We start from the raw sequence: 21,206 nt of genomic DNA, 5'->3' as shown, positions 1-21,206 counted from the left end.
AACACGCAGCTTATCGGTACCATTTCTGGAGTTATGAGTGGTTGAAAGATTAACGTGGAAAAAGCTGGCCTGGGAGCTGGCTTTTTTTTACACCCCATGGGTGATAGTAGGTTGGATATTCGGTTATATGCCGTGGTTGCTTTTGGCTGCTACGGCATTGCAGCTTGTGTGGCATTTGCATAACCAAGTACGTTTATCTTCTTGGTTATGGGATGAAAAACGCCTCACGCCACCATCTGGTAGTGGTAACTGGGAATCTTTGTTCAATGGGTTGTATCGCTTACAACAGCGCCAACGCCGCAAACGAAAAGAGCTTACTAATCTTATTCGTCGATTCAGAAATGGTGCAGAATCGCTACCCGATGCGGTAGTGGTATTCCGTGCTGAAGGCAATATTGTTTGGTGCAACAAGCTGGCTCAGCACTTACTGGGCTTCCATTGGCCAGAAGATTCAGGTCAACCTATCTCGAATCTCATTCGTACACCTGATTTTATCAAGTACCTCAACAAGAAAGACTTCTCAGAGCCATTAGAAATGCGTTCACCACTCAACGTCGAACGCATGCTGGAATTACGTATCGTACCGTATACCGAGGGTGAGCACTTGATGGTAGTGCGTGATGTGAGCCAGTTAAAACAACTTGAGGGAATGCGTCGCAACTTCTTTGCCAACGTATCTCATGAACTGCGTACACCAATGACGGTGCTACAAGGTTATTTGGAGATGACTGAAGACCCTGATATGGTCGTGGGTCCAATGTGGAGCAAAGCTCATGGTGTCATGACGGAGCAGCTTAACCGCATGAACAGTTTGGTGAACCAACTACTGACACTATCTAAAATTGAAGCGGCACCTATGCATGAGCTTGAGGAAGTCGTGAATGTGCCCGCGATGCTTGAAGTGTTAGAAAAAGAGGCGGTTAGCCTTAGTGGGGACAACCAACATAAATTGAAATTTGATGTTGATGCTAGCCTACGCGTGCTGGGCGATGATGACCAGTTACGTAGTGCTATCTCTAACCTCGTTTATAATGCCGTCAAATACACACCGCCTGGTGCGAACATTAATGTTCGTTGGTTCCAGACCTCTCAAGGCGCATGCTTAGAGGTGGAAGATAGTGGTGATGGTATTGAACCTCAGCACCTACACCGACTTACTGAGCGTTTTTATCGAGTGGATAAAGCAAGATCACGTGATACTGGTGGAAGTGGTTTAGGGCTTGCCATTGTAAAACACGCGCTGAGTCACCATGACTCTCATTTAGAAATTCACAGTGAAGTAGGCGTGGGCAGTAAGTTTTCTTTCGTATTGCCTGAGCGTTTGGTGGTGAAATAATGGCTTTACGATTGGCAAAAACATTCAGTTTATTCGCGCTTGTTGGTTCTTGTATGGCTGCCGCTCAAGATAAACCATTGCCGACTTATCATAAAACGACGGGGATTGTAGGGAACTTGCTCTCTGTTGGCTCCGATACACTTGCGGGTATGACAACGCTTTGGGTTGAAGAGTTTAAATCCATTTACCCGAATATTAATGCGCAAGTCCAAGCGTCTGGCTCTTCTACTGCCCCTCCAGCATTGACCGAACAAACAGCTCAGTTTGGTCCCATGAGTCGCCCTATGCGTTTAAGAGAGATAGAAGCGTTTGAACGTGAACATGGCTACAAGCCAACGGCGCTTAGGGTAGCCATCGATGCAATCGGTATTTTTGTTCATCAAGATAATCCAATTCAAGGTCTTAACTTTAGTCAATTAGATGCTTTGTTTTCCGCCACGCTACGCTGTGGCGAAAGTCAATTTGTAACAAACTGGCAGCAACTCGGTCTTGAATCACAGTGGGCAAAGCGAAACGTACAGTTGTTTGGTCGTAACTCCGTTTCTGGAACTTATGGTTACTTCAAAAGCAATGCCTTGTGTGGCGGCGATTTCAAGACCCGAGTTAACGAGCAGCCAGGCTCCGCGTCAGTTGTGCAAGCTGTAGCGTCAACCATCAGTGGAATTGGTTATTCCGGTGTCGGTTATCGAGTGGCAGGCGTGCGCTTAGTCCCTGTGGCTAAAATGGGAAATGACTACGTGACTCCAACGCGAGAACATATTGTTAGTGGTAAGTACCCACTATCACGTTACTTATATGTTTACGTGAATAAGCACCCTGATTACCCATTAACACCAATTGAAGCTGAATTTATTCGCTTTATCTTTTCTGCTCAGGGACAAGCGTTGGTTGAGAAAGATGGTTATGTGCCCATTACGGCAGATTTTGCAGAAGAAGAGTTAAAAAAAGTCGGCCTGTAAGCCGACTTTTTATTTAGGTATGGACAGTACGAGATCAGAAAGTGAGTGTCCACTTCGCGCTGTCCCAACGTTCTTGTTCTTCCTGTAAATCCGCGTGAAGTAATTTATTGTTTTCTAGCCATGCTTCATCTGTGCATGTGAGAATCCATTCGTCATTTTTGATAGATAAGGTGATATCAGGCAATGGATCTTCATTACGCTGCCCATTTAATACGATAGAAAGTCGTAATATTTTGATGAGGCTTATAACGTCACTCTGTTTATAGAGGTTGAAATCTGGTAGTTCTTGCAATTTGAGCGCTTTACGCTGGAAGCGAGCCAATGTTGCAAGCACTAATTGCTGCTCACGGTTGAAGCCTTGTAGGGTGGAGTGCAACAGAATATAAAAAGAGTGGCGATGGAAACTACGCAAGTTGATACTTAATCCGACTTCATGAAGCAACGCTGCCCACTCTAGTAAGTCAAATAATTCACTCTTTTTCTTAATGCCTAGTTCAGAGCGTACCTGACATAACATCTCACGTGCATGACCCTTCACACGAGCGGCATGCTCTAAGTCGACTCGGTGCTTGTTGGCTAAATTTTCTGTGGTGCGCATGCGAATATCGGAGCGTGCAAAACGTTCTTCCATTTCGTACAACAGGCCTTCGCGTAGAGCACCATCGGAGAAAAACATTTGCTCAATACGAAGCGCTTTGAAAATCGCGGACAAAATCGCTACGCCTGCTGCGAATACGGGTTTACGTTCTTCTGTTAGACCCGCCAGCTCAATATCTTCAATTGAATCAAATTTACACAGAGTTTCGATAAGTGTATCCAGTCGACTCGCTGTGATCAGGCCATCTTCAAAACCTAATCCTACTAGCACTTCTTGAATCGCTTTGATGGTTCCTGATGAGCCGAGAGCAATATCCCAGCCCTTTTTACGATATGTTGAAGCGATGGACTCGAGTTTTTGTTCGGCCGCTAACATCGCCTTGCTGAAGTTTTTTCCTGACAGTTTGCCGTTTTTAAAGTATTGCTCTGTAAAACTGACGCATCCCATCTGTTTACTGTTGAGAAGCTCAGGCTCAAATTCTTGTCCAATAATCATCTCGGTACTGCCGCCTCCGATATCGATGACTAGTTTGGAGTTGGATTCTACTTGAGTGTGCGCGACGCCTAAGTAAATCAGGCGGGCTTCTTCTTCTCCGGGGATAATTTCTATTGGGAAAGGCATCACTTCTTTCGCACGCTCGATGAAAAGGTGGGCATTTTTAGCGCGTCTTAGTGTGTGTGTGGCGGCGATACGTACATTTGACTCATCAAGCCCTTGCAACCTTTCAGCGAACATGGCTAAGCATTCTAGCGCACGCCCCATTGCGGCGTGACTTAAGTTCAATTCACTGTCGAGTCCTGATGCTAAGCGAACACGTTGTTTATGACGACTAACCAGTTGTAGGTCACTGCCGACAACTTTGGCCACCACCATATGGAAACTGTTTGAGCCGAGGTCTATCGCGGCAATGTAGCGAGTATCTTGTTCAAGTATTTGAGGCATCTGAATTTTGTTTTCTAGTTTGCTTTTCTATATTTTTAAGATAGTCATAGATAGCGATTTGAGAGCGAACTTTTTTGCGATTACCTCGTGGTACGTAAGCGTTACTCATTTCTTTATCTATTAAACGAGCCTTTACTGTATCGGTAAAATGGATATTCGTTATATCAATAATTCTCTGTTTCAAACGTGGATCACGGACTGGTACTGCTACCTCGATACGGTGATCAATATTTCTTGTCATCCAGTCTGCGGAGGAGATATAAACTTGCGGATCGCCATCATTGTGGGTGATCACCACGCGAGGGTGCTCAAGAAAGCGGTCAACAATACTGATGATGCGAATATTGTCGCTGATCCCCTCAATGCCCGGTACTAATGAGCACATGCCTCGAATGATCATGTTTATTTTTACACCGGAAGTACTTGCTCCATAAAGCTTATTGACGATGCCTTTATCGACTAGGTTATTGACCTTGATCGTAAGAGCGGCTTTTTTCCCTAGCTTGGCATTCGCAATTTCATTATCGATTAAGCGGTAGATTTGGGTTCGAGAATTACGAGGAGATACCATAAGGTGATTGAACTTCACTGGTCGGTATGGATTCTCAATGTAACCGAAGACATTACGGACTTCATTAGTGATTTCTTGATCTGCCGTAAGCAGGGAGAAGTCGGTATAAATTCGTGCCGTCTTCTCATGGAAGTTGCCTGTGCCGATGTGTGCGTAGCGAATAATTTCTTCACCTTCGCGGCGGCTAATCATCAGTAGCTTTGAGTGAATCTTAAGACCAGGCGCACCAAAGATGACGTGCACACCCGCTTCGGTTAATACTTTTGACCATTCGATATTGGCTTCTTCATCAAAGCGAGCTTGCAGTTCGACGACCACAGTGACATTTTTGCCGTTGTGCACCGCATCAATTAAAGAGTTCATCAAGCGAGAATCTTTCGCGACGCGATAAATGTTAATCTTGATACTAAGTACTTTGGGATCGAAGGAGGCTTGGCGCACTAACTCACTAATGTGGTCAAAAGTGTGGTAGGGATAATAGAGCAGAATATCTTTCGCTTTAATCGCGTCAAAGCTGTTGGCATAACCTTCGAAATCGGCACATTTCATTGGCGGGAGAGGTTTATTTTCAAGATATTCTCGTCCAACATTTGGAAAGCCGATGAAGTCTTTAAAGTTGTGATAGCGTCCGCCGGGGATAAGGTTATCGTAGTTAGAGATATTAAGTTTGTTACACAGAAACTCTAACATTTGAGGCGGCATATCACGTTCGTAGACGAAGCGAACGGGCTTTGCTGTCAGTCGCTGATTGACACCCTCTGACATTTGTTCAAGCAAGCTGTACTCGATTTCGTTGCGTAAATCGTATTCAGCGTCACGCGTCATTTTCATCGCATAGCCGCTAAGCTCATCATAATCAAAAAAGCCTTTGAACAGCTCGTCCAAACAGTGGCGAATAATATTATCAAGTAAGATGATGGTTTTTCGACGCTTTCCTTTCTGTTCTGGTACCATCACAAAGCGGGGAAGGTGATCGGTCGGAATTTCGATCAGAGCGTACTGGTAATGTTCTTCTTTACGCAGTTCTACGGCGATGTAAGCGTACTCGTCTTTGAGAAATTGCAGAACATCGATCTCGTCTTTCATTAGGAGGGGAGTGATATGCGGCATTACCTCTCTACGGAAGTATTTTGCGATCCACTTTTGTTGCGATTCATCCAGTTGTTGTTCATTGACCAAGAAAATGCGACGTCGCGCCATTTCTCGAATCAATTCGCTGTAAAGCTCATCAAATTGTTCGTTAAGCTTTAGTGCTTTCGACTGCATTTTGGTCAACAGTCGTTTAGGGCTATCACTGCCACCGCGCTCTTGGCTGATTAGGATTCTGCGCTTCACGTCCGCAAAGCGTACTTTGTAAAATTCATCTAAATTGTTGGAAAAGATCCCAAGAAAGCGAATACGTTCGATCAAAGGGACGGTTTTATCGGCAGCTTCTTGTAATACTCGTTCGTTGAAAGACAACCAACTCAGTTCTTTTTCTATATAGAGTTTTTCTGCGCTCATAACCTTACCTAGCCAAAAGTGAAGTAATACGTACTCATCTTGGAAAAATGGATGAGTGAGAACATTATGAGATTTTCATTACAGATTTATTTCATACCACGCATTGCATAAGAGTTGTATTCTTTTCAGGTGTTTAATGTGATCTGTAATATAATTGTCATCTTAACGACATATTCTAGTACTAAGTCAAAAAAGGTAGAGATTTAAATGGCACAAGCCGAGTTTTCATTGCAGGAAAAAGATAAGAAACGACTGATAAAAGATCGTTTAGTTCGACTTGCAGTGACATCCGGTGGTGTCGGCGTACTCGCGGCGCTTATTTTGATCTTTGTCTACCTCGCCATGGTGATCATTCCGCTTTTTTCTGATGCGGAGATCAAAACCAACCAAGCCATTCGAGCCACTCATATTGAAACACCACTTGCGATTTCAGTGGATGATTACGCTCAGCTCGCGTTCGTTCTAACCCAAAGTGGTGAGATTCAATATTTGTCGATGGACGATCCTACGAAACCTGCGGTGTATAAACAGCAAATCGTCCAGAAACCCGTCGCTTTCTCTCAATCTGCTCCTGGGCTAGGTTGGTATGGATTTGTTGATGGGCAGGGTAAAGCGAACCTTTTCAAGCCAGAATTTAATGCCACATTGAGAGAAAATACACGTCCTCCGGAAGTGATTGAGCTAGACACCAGCATGGATCTGACACTAAGTACGCCTCAAGATCCTGTGACTCAGTTTGTATTTGCAGCTTCGACGCCCTTACCAACGGTTGTTTGGCAGACGCAAAGCGGTGAAGTGAAAGCTCGCTGGCAAGTGGCTTCGTCTTTGGGTACGCCTCCTACAACGATCGATTTTACGTTCTCTTCAGGCTTTAATACGCCTCAGCAAATGTTGTTGACACCTGACGGTGAAACGCTTTATTTGCGCGATGGCTCTGAGTTGATCGTGTTAAAGAAAACCGCACGTAAATTTGCTGTGCGAGAGGTGGTCGATCTCACTCAAGGTGATAAGAAGCATTCCGTTCGTACGATAGACTTATTGGCTGGTGCTTACTCGCTTTTGGTGACGCACAACGATGGTCGGGTGTCGCAATGGTTTGATACGCTGCAAGAAGAAAAACGCACGTTAACGCATATTCGTGATTTTAAATTGGCATCAGAGCTTAAGTATTTGTTGCCGGATTCTCATCGAAAAGGATTTTATAGCTTTTACACCAACGGCACGTTGCAAAGCCATTATACAACCAGTGAAAAACTGGTGTTGTTTAAGCGTGCGTACAATCAAGCGCCCGCAATCGCAGCAATGTCTAACAATGAACGCTACTTAATCACTTGGCAAAATAATGCGTTAAATGTTGCGGAAGTGGACAATGCCTATCCGGAAATTTCATTGTCTTCATTATGGCAAGAAGTGTGGTACGAAGGGTATCCTGAGCCTGAATTTGTGTGGCAATCGACTTCGGCGAGCGATAACTTTGAGGCTAAGTTCAGCCTAGTACCTATTGCGTTTGGAACGATAAAAGCGGCGATGTTTGCGATGCTGTTTTCAGTACCGCTCGCAGTGCTAGGTGCTATTTATACGGCTTACTTTATGTCGCCACGCATGCGTCGTGTCGTAAAACCGTCGATTGAGCTAATGGAAGCACTGCCGACGGTGATCATAGGTTTCCTCGCGGGATTGTGGTTCGCGCCTATTGTCGAAGATCACCTGATTACGATCGTCGTTATGCTGTTTGTTTTGCCCTTGAGCACCATGATTATGGGCGGGCTATGGGCATTAATACCGCAACCTTTGCGGAATCGTCTGCCTAATGGTTGGCATGCTTTAGTGCTCATGCCTGTCATATTGGTACTGATTGGGCTTGGAGTGTGGATTTCGCCTACGATTGAGCAGACGTTCTTTGGTGGCGATATGCGCTTATTCTTAACCGAGCATGGTATTGGTTACGATCAACGCAATGCATTGGTGGTGGGGTTAGCGATGGGGTTTGCTGTTATCCCGACGATTTTTACCATTGCCGAAGATGCCATTTTCTCTGTACCGAAGCATTTATCGGATGGCTCTTTGGCATTAGGGGCCACGCCTTGGCAAACTTTAATCTATGTTGTCTTGCTTACTGCAAGCCCAGGTATTTTTTCTGCCATTATGATGGGCCTGGGACGCGCTGTTGGCGAAACCATGATTGTGTTAATGGCAACGGGCAATACGCCATTAATGGATTGGAATATTTTGGAAGGATTGCGCAGCCTGTCGGCGACCATCGCCGTTGAGTTGCCAGAGTCGGAAGTTGGAAGTTCGCATTATCGCCTGCTGTTCCTAGCTGCATTGATTTTGTTTGTGTTTACGTTTGCAGTAAACGCGCTTGCGGAGTGGGTTCGTCAGAGACTGAGAGATAAGTACCGTGCGTTGTAATAATGGTTTGAATAAAGAGCGAGTAATAACGTGTTAAATTGGATTCGTTCTGGCGCACCGTGGATATGGCTAACAGGCGGTGCAGTCAGCATCAGTTTGTTGTCGGTATTAGGGTTGTTACTCCTTATCGGCTGGAAAGGCCTGACTTACTTTTGGCCAGCGCCCTTGTATCAGTGGAATGTTGCAGCGCTGACACCTGTACAAGGCGAAGTGCTACATGAAAATACTATTCTGATTGGTCAAGTGTATGAGCGCAGCTTTGTACCGAAGAGTTATTTGCCTGAAAGCGCAGCACAACAGTTAGAAGACGATGAAGATTTTGCCACTCGACTCAGTATCAAAATCGCTAACCGAGAGTTGTATCCTGCCGATTTTATCTCCGTATTGCAAATGCAGTTGGATGAGCCCACGACGCCAAAAGAGTGGGCGGTGATAGAGCGCAGTAGCGGTGGTTATTTCTTTGGTAAGCTGGTGGCGTTTCAAGATGGCGATAATATATACACCAGTGATATTCAATCGATACTAAATAAAAAGCTTGATGATGCAGAAACTCTGCGCCATGAGATTGATTCTTTGGTGGTCGATCAGCTTAAAGAGCTTGGTTGGAAGCTAGAGCAGTTGCGATTAGAAAAGCGCAAGCATGAATTGAATGACACGCTGACAGAAAGCTTCTTAAAGGAAAATCAGACGAAAAAAGAGCAGATAGAAAAAGCGCTTGCGACGTTAGATTTGCAACTTGATGGTTTACGACTTCAGCTCTCTGACTATGCCTTGATTGTCGAGGATATGACGGGGTCACAAGTATCGATTCCGCTCGAAGATATTTTGGACTACTGGTATCCAAACCAAATGTCACTGCCTGATAAAGTCATGCATTGGGGAAAACAGGTTTGGAAGTTTTTATCTGAAGATCCAAGAGAGTCTAACTCCGAAGGAGGCGTGTTCCCTGCGATATTTGGTACGGTTTTCTTAGTACTCATTATGTCGATCATTGTGATGCCACTCGGGGTGATCGCCGCTATCTATCTACATGAATACGCTAAGAATAACGCTCTAACCAGAGTTATTCGTATTGCGGTTATAAACCTAGCGGGTGTTCCATCGATTGTTTATGGCGTGTTTGGTTTAGGTTTCTTCGTTTATACGATTGGTGCCTCTATCGACAACGTATTCTATGCGGAGAAGCTACCGGCACCAACCTTTGGTACGCCGGGTTTGTTATGGTCTGCACTAACTCTTGCCGTGCTGACGCTTCCAGTTGTGATTGTGACTACTGAAGAAGGTTTAACTCGTATTCCGAGCTCAGTACGACATGGTTCTCTGGCGCTTGGTGCAACTCAGTTCGAAACACTATGGCGTGTGGTTTTACCTATGGCGACGCCAGCTATTATCACAGGTTTGATCCTTGCGATTGCACGTGCAGCTGGCGAAGTAGCGCCACTGATGCTGGTGGGGGTCGTGAAATTGGCATCCAGTTTACCGGTTGACGGACAATTCCCTTATGTGCATTTGGATAGAAAGTTCATGCATTTAGGTTTTCACATTTACGATGTTGGCTTTCAAACCTCCAACATCGAAGCGGCGCGACCATTAGTTTATGCTACCTCTTTCTTACTCGTGACAGTGATTGTCGGGCTAAACTTAACAGCAATCAGTATTCGCAATAATTTACGAGAAAAATACAGAACGTTAGGACAAGATTAAGTATGTTTAATTTTGATAGTACATTAGGTTATGAGCCACCATTGGATGTTCATAATTTAACGGATGAACAAACAGCCATCTCAATCGAGAACCTTAATCTGTTCTATGGTCAAACTCAGGCGCTGCATGATATTTCGATGCGAATTCCCAAAGGGCGAGTCACCGCTTTTATCGGTCCTTCAGGGTGTGGAAAGTCGACGTTATTACGTTGCATCAATCGCATGAACGACTTAGTGGAAGGGTGTCGAGTCACAGGTAAAGTGCGTCTCCATGGCAAGAATGTTTATCATCCTAATGTCGATGTTGCGACACTTCGACGCAGAGTGGGAATGGTGTTTCAAAGACCCAATCCATTTCCTAAGTCTATTTATGAAAACGTAGTTTATGGCTTACGCTTACAAGGTGTAAAAAACAGCCGCAGTTTAGATGACGCAGTGGAGCGATCCTTGCGCTCGGCGGCGTTGTGGGATGAGGTAAAAGACCGCTTGCATGAGAACGCATTTGGCTTATCTGGTGGTCAGCAACAGCGCTTGGTCATTGCGCGCGCGGTGGCGATTGAGCCGGAAGTCCTGTTATTGGACGAGCCAACATCAGCGTTGGATCCAATCTCAACTTTAACTATTGAAGAGCTTATCAATGAGCTGAAGACTCAATATACTGTCGTTATCGTTACCCATAACATGCAACAAGCGGCGAGAGTGAGCGATCATACTGCATTCATTCATATGGGTAAGTTAATTGAATACTCTGACGCGGACTCGATTTTCACCTCGCCAATGAAGAAACAGACCGAAGATTACATTACGGGTCGCTACGGTTAAGTCGCGACTCTATACGGAATAAGGAACATCATGCACTTTGGACGTCATATTTCAGGACAATTTAACGTAGAGCTAGAATCGATTCGTACTCATGTATTAACCATGGGAGGCTTGGTAGAGCAGCAGCTTTCGTATGCTATTCAAGCCTTGCATAAAGAAGACATCGAACTGGCGCGTAAGGTTGTGCGTGACGATCATAAAGTGAATGCGATGGAAGTCTCGATCGATGACGCCTGTACACGCATTATTGCTAAGCGTCAGCCAACGGCAAAAGACTTGCGCTTAATCATGGCTATCATCAAAACGATCACTGATTTAGAACGTATCGGTGATGTGGCGACACGCATTGCTTACGTTGCTATCGAAAGCCCATCATCAAAAGAACGACAATTCCAAGTGTCGTTAGAGCCTCTCTGCCGTCAGGCAATTAATATGCTGCATCAGGTTTTAGATGCGTTTGCCCGCATGGATGTAGAAGCGGCAGCAGAGGTGCATAAACAAGATGACAAACTAGACGCCGAGTATGAAGCGGTGATTCGTCAGTTGATGACTTACATGATGGAAGATCCAAAAAATATCCCTAATATTCTGCAAGTGATGTGGTCGGCACGCGCGATTGAACGCGTGGGGGACCGCTGCCAGAACATCTGTGAATACATTATTTACTTTGTGAAAGGGAAAGATGTACGCCACCTAGGTGATCAAAGTATTGATGACGTACTGAAGTAACTGACTTCAACAAATAGACCAGCTTTTAGGCTGGCCTATTTATTAGAGAGAAGGAAAGCACGTTAATATTTATCAGGAACGAAGGTCTGATCATCAATGGGCGCTCTGACGTAACCTTCTTTATTGAGTTCAGGTAATTCGATGGGTGAGTACTCAAGTGCTTTGTAATCAATCTGGCTTAGTAAATGACTGATACAGTTCAAGCGCGCTTTCTTTTTGTCATTAGAAGGGACGACCCACCAAGGGCAGTTTTTCGTGTCTGTATAGGCAAACATCTTATCTTTTGCTTCCGAATACTCCGCCCAGCGATGACGTGACTCTAAATCCATTGGGCTGAATTTCCAACGTTTGATCGGCGTATTAATTCGACCTAGAAAACGTTTTTCCTGCTCTTCGTCTGAAACCGAAAACCAATACTTAATCAGAATAATCCCAGAGCGTTGCAACATTCTCTCGAATTCAGGGCAAGAGCGTAAAAACTCCTCGTATTCGTCTGGAGTACAGAACCCCATGACTTTTTCGACACCTGCTCGGTTATACCAACTTCGGTCAAATAAAACGATTTCACCAGCAGATGGTAAATGAGCGACGTAACGTTGGAAGTACCATTGCGTTTTTTCTTTTTCTGTCGGTGCAGGCAGAGCCACTACGCGACAAACACGCGGGTTTAGCTTTTCTGTAATTCGCTTTATCACTCCGCCTTTGCCCGCAGCATCACGTCCTTCAAACAGAACCACCACTTTTAACCCTTTGTGTTTGACCCACTCTTGAAGTTTTACGAGCTCAACTTGAAGGTTTTTGAGCTCCTTTTCGTATTCCTTTTTCTTCAATTTAGACATACACCTTTCCTCACTCCTTGATAAACAATATGTTAGCACTCAAAAGCTATGCGCGTGAGGTTACGGTCGTCTATTTGAGAGCTGCTACGACATTGGTAATGGCTTGTGTACTTGTGATGGGGATTAAAAAATCATCGACATCGGATGCGCCCATTTTGCTTTGTTCAGCAACAAAGGTCATTTGGCTAGGGCGTGTGGTTTTGCCTGACAGATGGATTTCAGGAACTTGAGTGTCTTCTACTAACGCACGTACGTTACTCGCATTAACGCCAGCACCCGCCATGATTGCTATGCGTCCTTGGGCTTGCTTAACCAAAGCTCTAAGCACATCGATCCCTTGTGGTGCTGAAGGCGCAAGACCGGAGGTTAAAATACGTTCACAACCTAAGCTGATCACTTCTTCCAAAGCTTTTTCAGCGTCACGACACTGGTCAAAGGAACGATGGAAGGTCACGCCTAAGCCAAGCGCTTGAGCAAATTCACACAGCGCAGCCGCGTAAGGCATATGAATATCACCGTCTTGAGTGAGCACGCCGAACACGACACCGCTCAAGCCTGATTGGTGAGCTGCTTCAATATCCCAACGCATCATTTCGATCTCTTCTTCATTGTAGAAGAAGTCACCTTGGCGTGGGCGGATCATGGCATAAACTGGAACACTAGAAAGCTTAGCCGCTTGCTGCATAAAGCCATAACTGGGTGTTAGTCCGCCTAAAGCCAAAGAGGAGCAAAGTTCAATCCGAGTGGCGCCGCCAGCAATGGCGTAGTGCAGAGATTCAATATTATCAATACAGACTTCTAGGTGAGTAACCACGTTCATTCATCCTGCTAACGTTACAAATAAGTGTTGTGGCTAAGATATTAACAGGGCCAGTAAGCAGAATCTGTATGGAGGGGATGATAAATAGAGGTAAAGTTTACGCTAAAGCGTTACCTCATTTTGGCGGTTTATCTGAAGGAAAAAGAAAGCCCAGAGCAGAGGCTCTGGGCTTTGATAGGACTTTACTTAGACTGATTGGCGTTTGCGGTTTTCCGCATTAGCTTATTGCTTTATATACATCCAACCATCACACCCGTTGAGCTAGGGTGAAGGTCTATTATTTTTTGCCTAGGTCAGCTGCGTGCTCAGATAGGAACGCTGCAACACCTTTTGGAGATGCGTCCATACCTGCTTTACCTTCTTCCCATTGTGCAGGACATACTTCGCCGTGCTTCTGGTGGAAGTTAAGAGCGTCAACCATGCGTAGCATTTCGTCGATGTTACGGCCTAGTGGTAGGTCGTTAACTACTTGGTGACGTACAACGCCTTCTTCGTCGATTAGGAAAGAACCACGGAAAGCAACGCCTGCTTCTGGGTGCTCAACGTCGTAAGCTTTACAGATTTCGTGCTTAACGTCAGCAACTAGTGGGTACTTAACTTGACCGATACCGCCATCTTCGATAGCAGTGTTACGCCATGCGTTGTGAGAGAACTGAGAATCGATAGAAACACCGATTACTTCAACACCTTTAGCTTGGAAGTCAGCTAGACGGTTGTCGAATGCGATTAGCTCAGATGGGCAAACGAAAGTGAAATCTAGTGGGTAGAAGAATACTACTGCTTTCTTACCTTTAGTGAACTCTGCAAAGTTGAAGTTTTCAACGATTTCACCGTTACCTAGAACAGCTGCTGCAGTAAAATCAGGGGCTTGACGACCTACTAGTACCATTTTTTTGCTCCTAAAAAGTATGGTTAGCTCCAAACCGAATTCAGTTGTGTCGGTTTGGTTCGTGTTTGTACGAGACAAACTATAGTACAGATTGTAGTATTGAAAAAAGCGAAATAAATAGATTGAGTTAATCGAAAAAAACGATAATAACAAAACTCTTAACTCGATCACTGGAACGGCGGTAGATACAAATACAATTATGAATAAATGGCCCAGTTTGAAGCAGTTACACTATTTAGTCACACTGCATGAAACAAGACATTTTAGTGACGCTGCAGAGCGTTGTTTTGTCAGTCAGTCGACTTTAAGTAAGGGTATTCAAAACTTAGAGGAATTGATAGGTTGTCCCTTATATGAAAAGAAAGATAAGAAAAGTCCACTGGTTTTTACTCAAACAGGAGAAATGGTAGTAAAGCAGGGGCGAGAGCTGTTAGCAAAAGGGCAAGATTTGGTCGAACTTGGACGTATGTGCCAAGGCGACGATATGCAAGGCCAGCTAAAAGTAGGATGTATACCAACAATTGCTCCGTTTTTACTGTGTGATTTGGTACAAGAGGTGAACTACCGTTTTCCACAACTGAATCTTTTATTAAGAGAAGACACGACGACAAACTTACTTCAAGCGCTCAGACATGGTGAGCTGGATGTGCTTATTTTAGCGTTACCAGTCGAAATTGATGGCATGGAAAGCCGAGTAGTGGGTAAGGATCCGTTTCGAATGGTTATAAGCGCTAATCAAGCCCAATCGGTCCCTGTGCCGATTCGTTACGCGGATTTACCTGACGAATCCGTCTTTCTACTAGAGAAAGAACATTGCTTAACGGAACATGCGGTATCAGCGTGTAAATTAACAGACAAAGAAAAAATCAATCCGTTTACGGCAACCAGCCTCCATACACTGGTGCAAATGGTTGCGAATGGTTTGGGAACAACGTTCATTCCTCAAATGGCTATCGACCATGGCTTGCTGCATAACCAGAATTTAGTCGTGATCGATCCTCCTGGTAAACAAGCTTATCGCGAAATCGGCTTAGTTTGGCGTCCGAGCTCGTCAAGAACGAAAACATTTAATCAACTTGCAGAAGTCGTTTCAGAGCTGCTTTAGCTATTAGTATTAGCCCTTACTTCTCCATTATTTATCTAAAAGCGCACTGGAAACAGTGCGCTTTCTAGTATTTTATTCTGTTGGTAAACTTTGACTTGTAAAATTTTACAGCTCTTCTTTGATGAAGCTTTCATAAAATAGTGAAATTTCACAATGTTAATTTTACACAAAGCCCTGCATACCTTGTTTGACCCCTGTTTAAATCCATCTCTTCAGCCCTTGTGAATACAAGGTGTTTGTTTACCAGTCTATATTCATACGCTTGTTTGAAATGATAAAACGACTTTAAATTTAATGTAATTTTATTACGTAATAACTTACAAAATAAGGCGCTTGATAGATGGTTTTTACCTTGCGGAATAAAACTTTGAATTTTCTGTTTTGTTTATATTGGGGGTTTCACTAAACCCTTTGTTGATATAGCTTATTTAAAGGCCGATACGACTTATGTCTAGATTGAAAATACACGTAGCATTACGCAATCTATCGGCATGGCTAGACGAGTTGAACACAAAGTCAAAGGATGTAATTTGTTGTTCATAACTTACAAATGTAGCTTTACGCTGACTGCCCAAGATTGATAAAGCACGTTAAGGATGAATGATTATGCTTGCTCAGACAGAACAAAAAACACAACAACTAAAGCAAACCCAAGGCATGCTTGAGGTGAATGGAGTCGTTGCTCCAGAACATCAAGCAATTTTCCCTGTTGAAGCCCAAACCTTTTTATCTCTACTGTGTGAAAAATTTGCCGGACGTGTTGAACAGTTGCTGGAAGCAAGAGAAGAGAAGCAAGCACGTATTGATGCTGGTGAGCTACCAGATTTTCTACCAGAGACACAAGACATCCGTGAAGGAAGTTGGAAGATCCTAGGAATCCCACAAGATCTGCAAGATCGCCGTGTGGAGATTACCGGACCTACTGACCGCAAGATGGTGATTAACGCACTGAATGCGAATGTAAAAGTGTTCATGGCAGACTTCGAAGATTCAATGTCTCCTGCATGGAGTAAAGTGCTGGATGGTCAAATTAACTTGCGCGATGCTGTTAATGGCACCATCAGTTACACCAATCCTGGCAATGGCAAACATTATCAGCTGGAAGATGACCCAGCGGTGTTGATCTGCCGTGTTCGCGGCCTTCATTTAAAAGAAAAACACGTTACGTGGCACGGTCAGATCATTCCAGGTGCGCTATTCGATTTCGCTCTGTATTTCTATAACAACTACAAAGCGTTACTTCAAAAAGGCAGTGGCCCTTATTTCTACCTTCCAAAACTGCAATCGCATCACGAAGCGAAGTGGTGGAGCGAAGTGTTCCATTTCACGGAAGACTATTTCGGTTTGGATACAGGCACCATCAAAGCGACTGTGCTGATTGAAACCTTACCAGCGGTATTTGAAATGGACGAGATTCTGTTCTCGCTTAAAGAACACATCGTTGGTTTGAACTGTGGTCGCTGGGATTACATCTTTAGCTATATCAAAACATTGAAAAAACACTCAGACCGAGTACTGCCAGATCGCCAAGTGGTAACGATGGACAAGCCATTCTTAAACGCTTACTCGCGATTATTGGTACGTACTTGCCATAAACGAGGTGCTTTCGCGATGGGAGGAATGGCCGCATTTATCCCAGCTAAAGACCCGAAAGAGAATCAAAAAGTATTAGACAAGATCCAGACTGACAAATCGTTAGAAGCTAACAACGGCCACGACGGTACTTGGGTGGCTCATCCAGGTTTGGCTGACACTGCTATGGAAGTCTTTAGTGCTGTGCTGGGTGAACGCACCAACCAGTTGGATGTGAGCCGTGCAGAGGATGCGCCTATTACAGCAGCTGAACTGCTTGAGCCTTGTGAAGGCGAGCGCACTGAAGGCGGAATGCGCCACAATATTCGCGTTGCGCTGCAATACATCGAAGCTTGGATTTCTGGCAATGGTTGTGTGCCGATTTACGGACTGATGGAAGACGCAGCAACGGCAGAAATCTCACGCGCCTCTATCTGGCAATGGATTCAACACGGCAAGTCGCTAGACAACGGATTAAAGGTCACTAAAGAGCTGTTCGAGCTCTATCTCAAAGAGGAGATTGAAGTCGTGAAGCAAGAAATTGGCGAGCAGCGCTACCATGCGGGTCGATTTGAAGAAGCAGCAGACTTAATGGCAAGGCTCACGACGAGCGATGAACTGACCAACTTTTTGACAGTTCCTGGTTATGACTACCTGGATTAATAAAGAATAACTGTAACACCAATAACGTGAAGGATTTTCAAGGCAGATAGGGAAGTACTGCCTGAGAACGGAAACTCAACGCACACGCATAAAGTGCAAATTATAAAGAGGGATAGACCAATGACTAACTTAACTCGCCGCCAACAAATTGAAGCTCTGGAAAAAGACTGGGCAACTAATCCACGCTGGAAAAATGTGAAGCGTACTTACACTGCCGAGGAAGTGGTGGAACTGCGTGGCTCTATGGTGCCTGCAAATACAATTGCACAACGTGGTGCAGACAAACTTTGGTCACTGGTCAACGGTAGTGCGAAAAAAGGTTACGTAAACTGTCTTGGTGCGCTAACGGGTGGTCAAGCGGTTCAACAAGCTAAAGCAGGTATTGAAGCGATTTACTTGTCAGGCTGGCAGGTAGCGGCGGATAACAACACCGCTTCGACGATGTATCCAGACCAATCTCTTTACCCAGTAGATTCTGTACCGTCAGTAGTAAAACGCATCAACAACTCATTCCGTCGTGCAGACCAAATTCAGTGGGCTGCTGGTAAGACGCCTGAAGATGAAGGTGGTATTGATTACTTCCTACCTATCGTAGCGGATGCTGAAGCGGGCTTTGGTGGTGTGCTTAACGCTTACGAACTAATGAAATCGATGATCGAAGCCGGTGCCGCGGGCGTTCACTTTGAAGACCAGTTAGCATCGGTGAAAAAGTGTGGCCATATGGGTGGTAAGGTATTAGTTCCTACGCAAGAAGCGGTACAAAAGCTCGTTGCAGCTCGTTTGGCTGCTGACGTAGCGGGTACAACAACATTAGTTATTGCTCGTACTGATGCGAATGCGGCGGATCTCATTACTTCAGATTGCGATCCATATGATAAAGACTTCATCGAAGGTGAGCGTACTCAAGAAGGTTTCTACCGCGTTCGCGCGGGTATCGACCAAGCTATCTCTCGCGGCCTGGCTTACGCACCATATGCAGACTTGATTTGGTGTGAAACGGCTACGCCATGTTTGGAAGAAGCACGTAAGTTTGCAGAAGCAATTCACGCTGAATACCCAGATCAATTGTTGGCGTACAACTGCTCGCCTTCATTCAACTGGGAGAAAAACCTAGATGCAGAAACCATTGCTAAGTTCCAACAAGAGCTTGCAGACATGGGCTACAAGTACCAATTCATCACGCTAGCAGGCATTCACAACATGTGGTTCAACATGTTTGAACTGGCGCACGCTTACGCTCAAGGTGAAGGTATGCGTCATTATGTTGAGAAAGTTCAGCGTCCTGAATTCCAAGCAGCTGAAAAAGGCTATACGTTTGTTGCGCACCAACAAGAAGTAGGTACAGGTTACTTCGATAGAATGACCAATACTATCCAAGGTGGTAACTCTTCAGTGACAGCATTGACAGGTTCGACCGAAGAAGACCAATTCTAATTGGCAGAGAAACACTTCCTTAATCAGCGTCAGTAATGGCATTTTGAGCGGCAACCCTGCCGCTCTTTTTTCGTTTAACCGGTGTAAAAACGAAACTTACAACAAAGAGAATACGCTTGCGTACTACTCTTCCTGCTCGATTTCTTCGGGTTCCACTTCTTCTTGCAGTTCCAATAAGTTAATCGCAATGGTCACAAAGTCACTGTCAGTAATGATGCCGACCAATCGACCTTTGGTGACAACAGGTAGACAGCCAACTTTATGCTTTTGCATATAGATAGCGCTCTCTTTGAGCCCCGCGATAGGCTCTGCCGTCATGATATTGGTGTGCATCATTTCGTAGAGCGGTGTGTCTAAAGTAAAAGATTGTTCAGCCTCATCTGGGTGCAAGCTCGATTCTTGAGCAGCAAGAATGTCGCGTTGAGTCACCAAGCCTTGTAAGTGGTTATTGGCATCAACAACCGGAATGTGTCGAATATCAAGCGCATCCATCATGCTTTTTGCATCACGCAAGGTGTGCGTGCGCAGTAAGGTATGAGGATTACGAGTCATCATGTCTTCAACCTTGATCATAGAGACCTCCAGCGGCATTGTCCTTCTCTTAAATATAGAGAATATTTTTCTGTATATCTGGGAGCTAACTCGTTTTTCATCAATTAAATAGCACAATGCTGATGGGCTGCGTAATCTGTGTTTTATTGGTGTTTTTATTAATTTGAATAAGTCGGTTTGTGTGCGAGTCAGTTGGCATTTTTAGTTGATATTGAATGTGTTCCCAAGGTAATCCAATGAATTGAATCGCACATTTTTATTCGCTGGATTTTCCAAGATTCTTCTCTCGAAGAAGATACGTCCAGGCTTACCAAATTGAAGACAGCAACCTAGATGAAACGAACAACGTGTAACAAACTTATTGCGCTGGCAGTGGCGGCATTCAGTGTGCCATCAACACAGGCGATTGTGTTAGGAGATGAACAAACCGATCCTGTTGACCGCGTTACTTTGCGAGCAAGTAATATGGCAGAGTTTCCGCTGTGTGGTGGAACGATGCTGACAGAGCAATGGGTACTGACTGCGGCGCACTGTGTGGTGATGGGACAAGGAACCAATGAAGCAAGCTACTATGTGACCCCGCCGGGTGAGCTGTCGGTGAATGCGAATGTGTATGAACTTAATTCTTCAGGGCTTGATAACTTCTATCCGGTGTCTCACGTTGTGGTTCATCCGGATTACACCCGGATTTCAAAAGCTGAGACCGACAGTAATGGCAACGTGAAACCTATCCAAACCGGTTTAGATTCAGACATCGCGTTGCTGTATCTCACGCGCCCAGTGGCAAACGCGAGCTTTGCTGACCTAGCGAGTAAAGTTGACATGGAGAGTATCGAAGCACGTTTGGTGGCGGATTGGAACGATAATTACCTGACCAATCAACGTGTCGAAAATGTGCAAGTGTTTGGGTGGGGGACCACTCAGCCGGATGCTTCTGAACCTTCCAATACGCTCAAAACCACCATTAGTACATTTTTACCCATCGACAAATGTTATGAGCGTTTAGAAATTGGCAGCAGTTTTCCGGGGATTATCGACTCAAGAGAAAACCAAACCAAAATCTGTACGCTACCAACACAAAACCATGTATTGGAGCCGGATAGCCATACCCAATATGGCAACTCTGCATGTAAAGGTGACAGTGGTGGCCCGTTGGTCGATGTGGCGACCGGCAAACAAATTGGTATTGTTAGTGGCGGCCCTCTTATTCTACCAACGTGTGGCTCTTTGACGATCCCAAGTTTCTATACCAAGGTGAGCCACTATTACGACTGGGTACAGTCTTACATCACTGCCGATGCGCCACCAAGTCGTTACATCATTGCGCCGAATTTTATCAAAAGTGCTAACAATGAAAGTGGTGACAATAAAGAGTGTCACGATGGCATTGCGACCAATAACTGTGATTTCAAAGGCTCAGATGATGAAGGTGGCAGTCTAGGGTTTTGGTTATTGGGTTTATTCGTGCCGTTATTCTTGTGGCGAAAGCGTGAGGTTTGATAGGGCGATTGGAATGCCAAACTAATAAGCAGCGGTATACGTTGCTTTGCTTTTTTCATGTTCTCTCTTTGGGGCTCAAATTAAAAATAGTGCCAAGTCATCGAGGCTTTTCACGTTTTATTACACTCTTCACCATGGCTTTTACTGCTATATTCTGGTGATTTGCTTGCTATTGCAGCATGTAAACATATACTAGTCTGCTGCGAAAAACTCGTCGCAATTTTATCGTCGCCTAGACGTGATTTGACCAATAGATA

The 21,206-nt window shown here is 44.7% G+C and carries 15 protein-coding genes and 2 pseudogenes; 11 read left to right on the top strand and 6 right to left on the bottom strand.

Features of this window, described 5'->3' with window-relative positions:
* Positions 1-37: 37 nt before the first annotated feature.
* Together phoR and R7Q46_RS22570 are read left to right on the top strand one after the other, a co-directional pair.
* Positions 38-1,336, top strand: coding sequence for a phosphate regulon sensor histidine kinase PhoR (gene phoR / locus R7Q46_RS22575; RefSeq protein ID WP_005383667.1), 1,299 nt, complete (start codon positions 38-40; stop codon positions 1,334-1,336).
* Positions 1,336-2,295 carry a PstS family phosphate ABC transporter substrate-binding protein gene (locus tag R7Q46_RS22570; protein WP_213867007.1) on the top strand — a complete coding sequence of 320 codons (960 nt, stop codon included), beginning with the start codon at positions 1,336-1,338 and terminating at the stop codon, positions 2,293-2,295. Before phoR ends, R7Q46_RS22570 begins: the two co-directional genes overlap by 1 nt.
* Positions 2,296-2,329: 34 nt before the next feature.
* On the opposite strand, the gene ppx is transcribed toward R7Q46_RS22570, so the two are convergent.
* Both ppx and ppk1 read right to left on the bottom strand, forming a co-directional pair.
* The gene (gene ppx, locus R7Q46_RS22565; RefSeq protein ID WP_318077798.1) at positions 2,330-3,835 is read right to left on the bottom strand and encodes an exopolyphosphatase; all 1,506 of its coding nucleotides are present in this window, start codon (positions 3,833-3,835) and stop codon (positions 2,330-2,332) included.
* Positions 3,819-5,909 (bottom strand): polyphosphate kinase 1, encoded by a 2,091-nt coding sequence (gene ppk1 / locus R7Q46_RS22560; protein WP_005381748.1) that lies wholly within the window; start codon positions 5,907-5,909, stop codon positions 3,819-3,821. Before ppk1 ends, ppx begins: the two co-directional genes overlap by 17 nt.
* 207 nt (positions 5,910-6,116) lie before the next feature.
* On the opposite strand from ppk1, the gene R7Q46_RS22555 reads away from it, so the two are divergent.
* The 5 genes and pseudogenes from R7Q46_RS22555 (at position 6,117) to phoU (ending at position 11,575) form a co-directional block, all read left to right on the top strand.
* On the top strand, positions 6,117-8,321 hold the full coding sequence (locus R7Q46_RS22555; protein ID WP_308387044.1) for an ABC transporter permease subunit: 2,205 nt from the start codon (positions 6,117-6,119) through the stop codon (positions 8,319-8,321).
* Positions 8,322-8,351: 30 nt separating this feature from the next.
* Positions 8,352-8,583: pseudogene (locus tag R7Q46_RS30830) on the top strand (phosphate ABC transporter, permease protein PstA); the annotation flags it as partial.
* 65 nt (positions 8,584-8,648) lie between these two features.
* Positions 8,649-10,025, top strand: a pseudogene (pstA, locus tag R7Q46_RS22550) (phosphate ABC transporter permease PstA); the annotation flags it as partial.
* A 2-nt stretch (positions 10,026-10,027) separates the two neighbouring features.
* Positions 10,028-10,846 (top strand): phosphate ABC transporter ATP-binding protein PstB, encoded by an 819-nt coding sequence (gene pstB, locus R7Q46_RS22545; protein WP_005381745.1) that lies wholly within the window; start codon positions 10,028-10,030, stop codon positions 10,844-10,846.
* Positions 10,847-10,876: 30 nt separating this feature from the next.
* The gene (gene phoU / locus R7Q46_RS22540; RefSeq protein WP_005381744.1) at positions 10,877-11,575 is read left to right on the top strand and encodes a phosphate signaling complex protein PhoU; all 699 of its coding nucleotides are present in this window, start codon (positions 10,877-10,879) and stop codon (positions 11,573-11,575) included.
* Positions 11,576-11,637: 62 nt separating this feature from the next.
* On the opposite strand, the gene ppk2 is transcribed toward phoU, so the two are convergent.
* The 3 genes from ppk2 to R7Q46_RS22525 form a co-directional block, all read right to left on the bottom strand.
* Positions 11,638-12,414 carry a polyphosphate kinase 2 gene (gene ppk2 / locus R7Q46_RS22535; protein WP_054575098.1) on the bottom strand — a complete coding sequence of 259 codons (777 nt, stop codon included), beginning with the start codon at positions 12,412-12,414 and terminating at the stop codon, positions 11,638-11,640.
* Between the two features lie 70 nt (positions 12,415-12,484).
* Positions 12,485-13,228, bottom strand: a complete 744-nt coding sequence (locus tag R7Q46_RS22530) for a copper homeostasis protein CutC (RefSeq protein ID WP_238762455.1) — start codon at positions 13,226-13,228, stop codon at positions 12,485-12,487.
* Positions 13,229-13,511: 283 nt separating this feature from the next.
* Positions 13,512-14,123, bottom strand: a complete 612-nt coding sequence (locus R7Q46_RS22525; protein WP_005381738.1) for a peroxiredoxin C — start codon at positions 14,121-14,123, stop codon at positions 13,512-13,514.
* A 199-nt stretch (positions 14,124-14,322) separates the two neighbouring features.
* On the opposite strand from R7Q46_RS22525, the gene R7Q46_RS22520 reads away from it, so the two are divergent.
* The 3 genes from R7Q46_RS22520 to aceA all read left to right on the top strand — a co-directional run bounded on the left by R7Q46_RS22520 (position 14,323) and on the right by aceA (position 18,897).
* Positions 14,323-15,228, top strand: a complete 906-nt coding sequence (locus R7Q46_RS22520; RefSeq protein WP_005383681.1) for a hydrogen peroxide-inducible genes activator — start codon at positions 14,323-14,325, stop codon at positions 15,226-15,228.
* Positions 15,229-15,834: 606 nt separating this feature from the next.
* Complete coding sequence (aceB, locus tag R7Q46_RS22515; RefSeq protein ID WP_017820561.1) at positions 15,835-17,463, top strand: malate synthase A; 1,629 nt, start codon at positions 15,835-15,837, stop codon at positions 17,461-17,463.
* Positions 17,464-17,583: 120 nt separating this feature from the next.
* Positions 17,584-18,897, top strand: coding sequence for an isocitrate lyase (gene aceA / locus R7Q46_RS22510; RefSeq protein ID WP_005381733.1), 1,314 nt, complete (start codon positions 17,584-17,586; stop codon positions 18,895-18,897).
* A 123-nt stretch (positions 18,898-19,020) separates the two neighbouring features.
* Here the strand turns inward: aceA and R7Q46_RS22505 are convergent, their stop codons facing one another.
* Entirely contained in the window at positions 19,021-19,470 is a 450-nt protein-coding gene (locus tag R7Q46_RS22505) for a CBS domain-containing protein (RefSeq protein WP_017820562.1), read from the bottom strand.
* 312 nt (positions 19,471-19,782) lie between these two features.
* On the opposite strand from R7Q46_RS22505, the gene R7Q46_RS22500 reads away from it, so the two are divergent.
* Positions 19,783-20,949 carry a trypsin-like serine protease gene (locus R7Q46_RS22500; RefSeq protein WP_213868841.1) on the top strand — a complete coding sequence of 389 codons (1,167 nt, stop codon included), beginning with the start codon at positions 19,783-19,785 and terminating at the stop codon, positions 20,947-20,949.
* Positions 20,950-21,206: the final 257 nt, after the last annotated feature.

The organism is Vibrio sp. 811 (assembly GCF_033339195.1).
This window is presented reverse-complemented; position numbering and strand designations above follow the sequence as displayed.

Bases quoted from the DNA above. Each gene is read 5' to 3' on its own strand.
- R7Q46_RS22570 (WP_213867007.1), top strand. From the start codon at position 1,336: ATGGCTTTACGATTGGCAAAAACATTCAGTTTATTCGCGCTTGTTGGT.
- ppx (WP_318077798.1), bottom strand. From the start codon at position 3,835: ATGCCTCAAATACTTGAACAAGATACTCGCTACATTGCCGCGATAGAC.
- ppk1 (WP_005381748.1), bottom strand. From the start codon at position 5,909: ATGAGCGCAGAAAAACTCTATATAGAAAAAGAACTGAGTTGGTTGTCT.
- R7Q46_RS22555 (WP_308387044.1), top strand. From the start codon at position 6,117: ATGGCACAAGCCGAGTTTTCATTGCAGGAAAAAGATAAGAAACGACTG.
- pstB (WP_005381745.1), top strand. From the start codon at position 10,028: ATGTTTAATTTTGATAGTACATTAGGTTATGAGCCACCATTGGATGTT.
- phoU (WP_005381744.1), top strand. From the start codon at position 10,877: ATGCACTTTGGACGTCATATTTCAGGACAATTTAACGTAGAGCTAGAA.
- ppk2 (WP_054575098.1), bottom strand. From the start codon at position 12,414: ATGTCTAAATTGAAGAAAAAGGAATACGAAAAGGAGCTCAAAAACCTT.
- R7Q46_RS22525 (WP_005381738.1), bottom strand. From the start codon at position 14,123: ATGGTACTAGTAGGTCGTCAAGCCCCTGATTTTACTGCAGCAGCTGTT.
- R7Q46_RS22520 (WP_005383681.1), top strand. From the start codon at position 14,323: ATGAATAAATGGCCCAGTTTGAAGCAGTTACACTATTTAGTCACACTG.
- aceB (WP_017820561.1), top strand. From the start codon at position 15,835: ATGCTTGCTCAGACAGAACAAAAAACACAACAACTAAAGCAAACCCAA.
- aceA (WP_005381733.1), top strand. From the start codon at position 17,584: ATGACTAACTTAACTCGCCGCCAACAAATTGAAGCTCTGGAAAAAGAC.
- R7Q46_RS22505 (WP_017820562.1), bottom strand. From the start codon at position 19,470: ATGATCAAGGTTGAAGACATGATGACTCGTAATCCTCATACCTTACTG.
- R7Q46_RS22500 (WP_213868841.1), top strand. From the start codon at position 19,783: ATGAAACGAACAACGTGTAACAAACTTATTGCGCTGGCAGTGGCGGCA.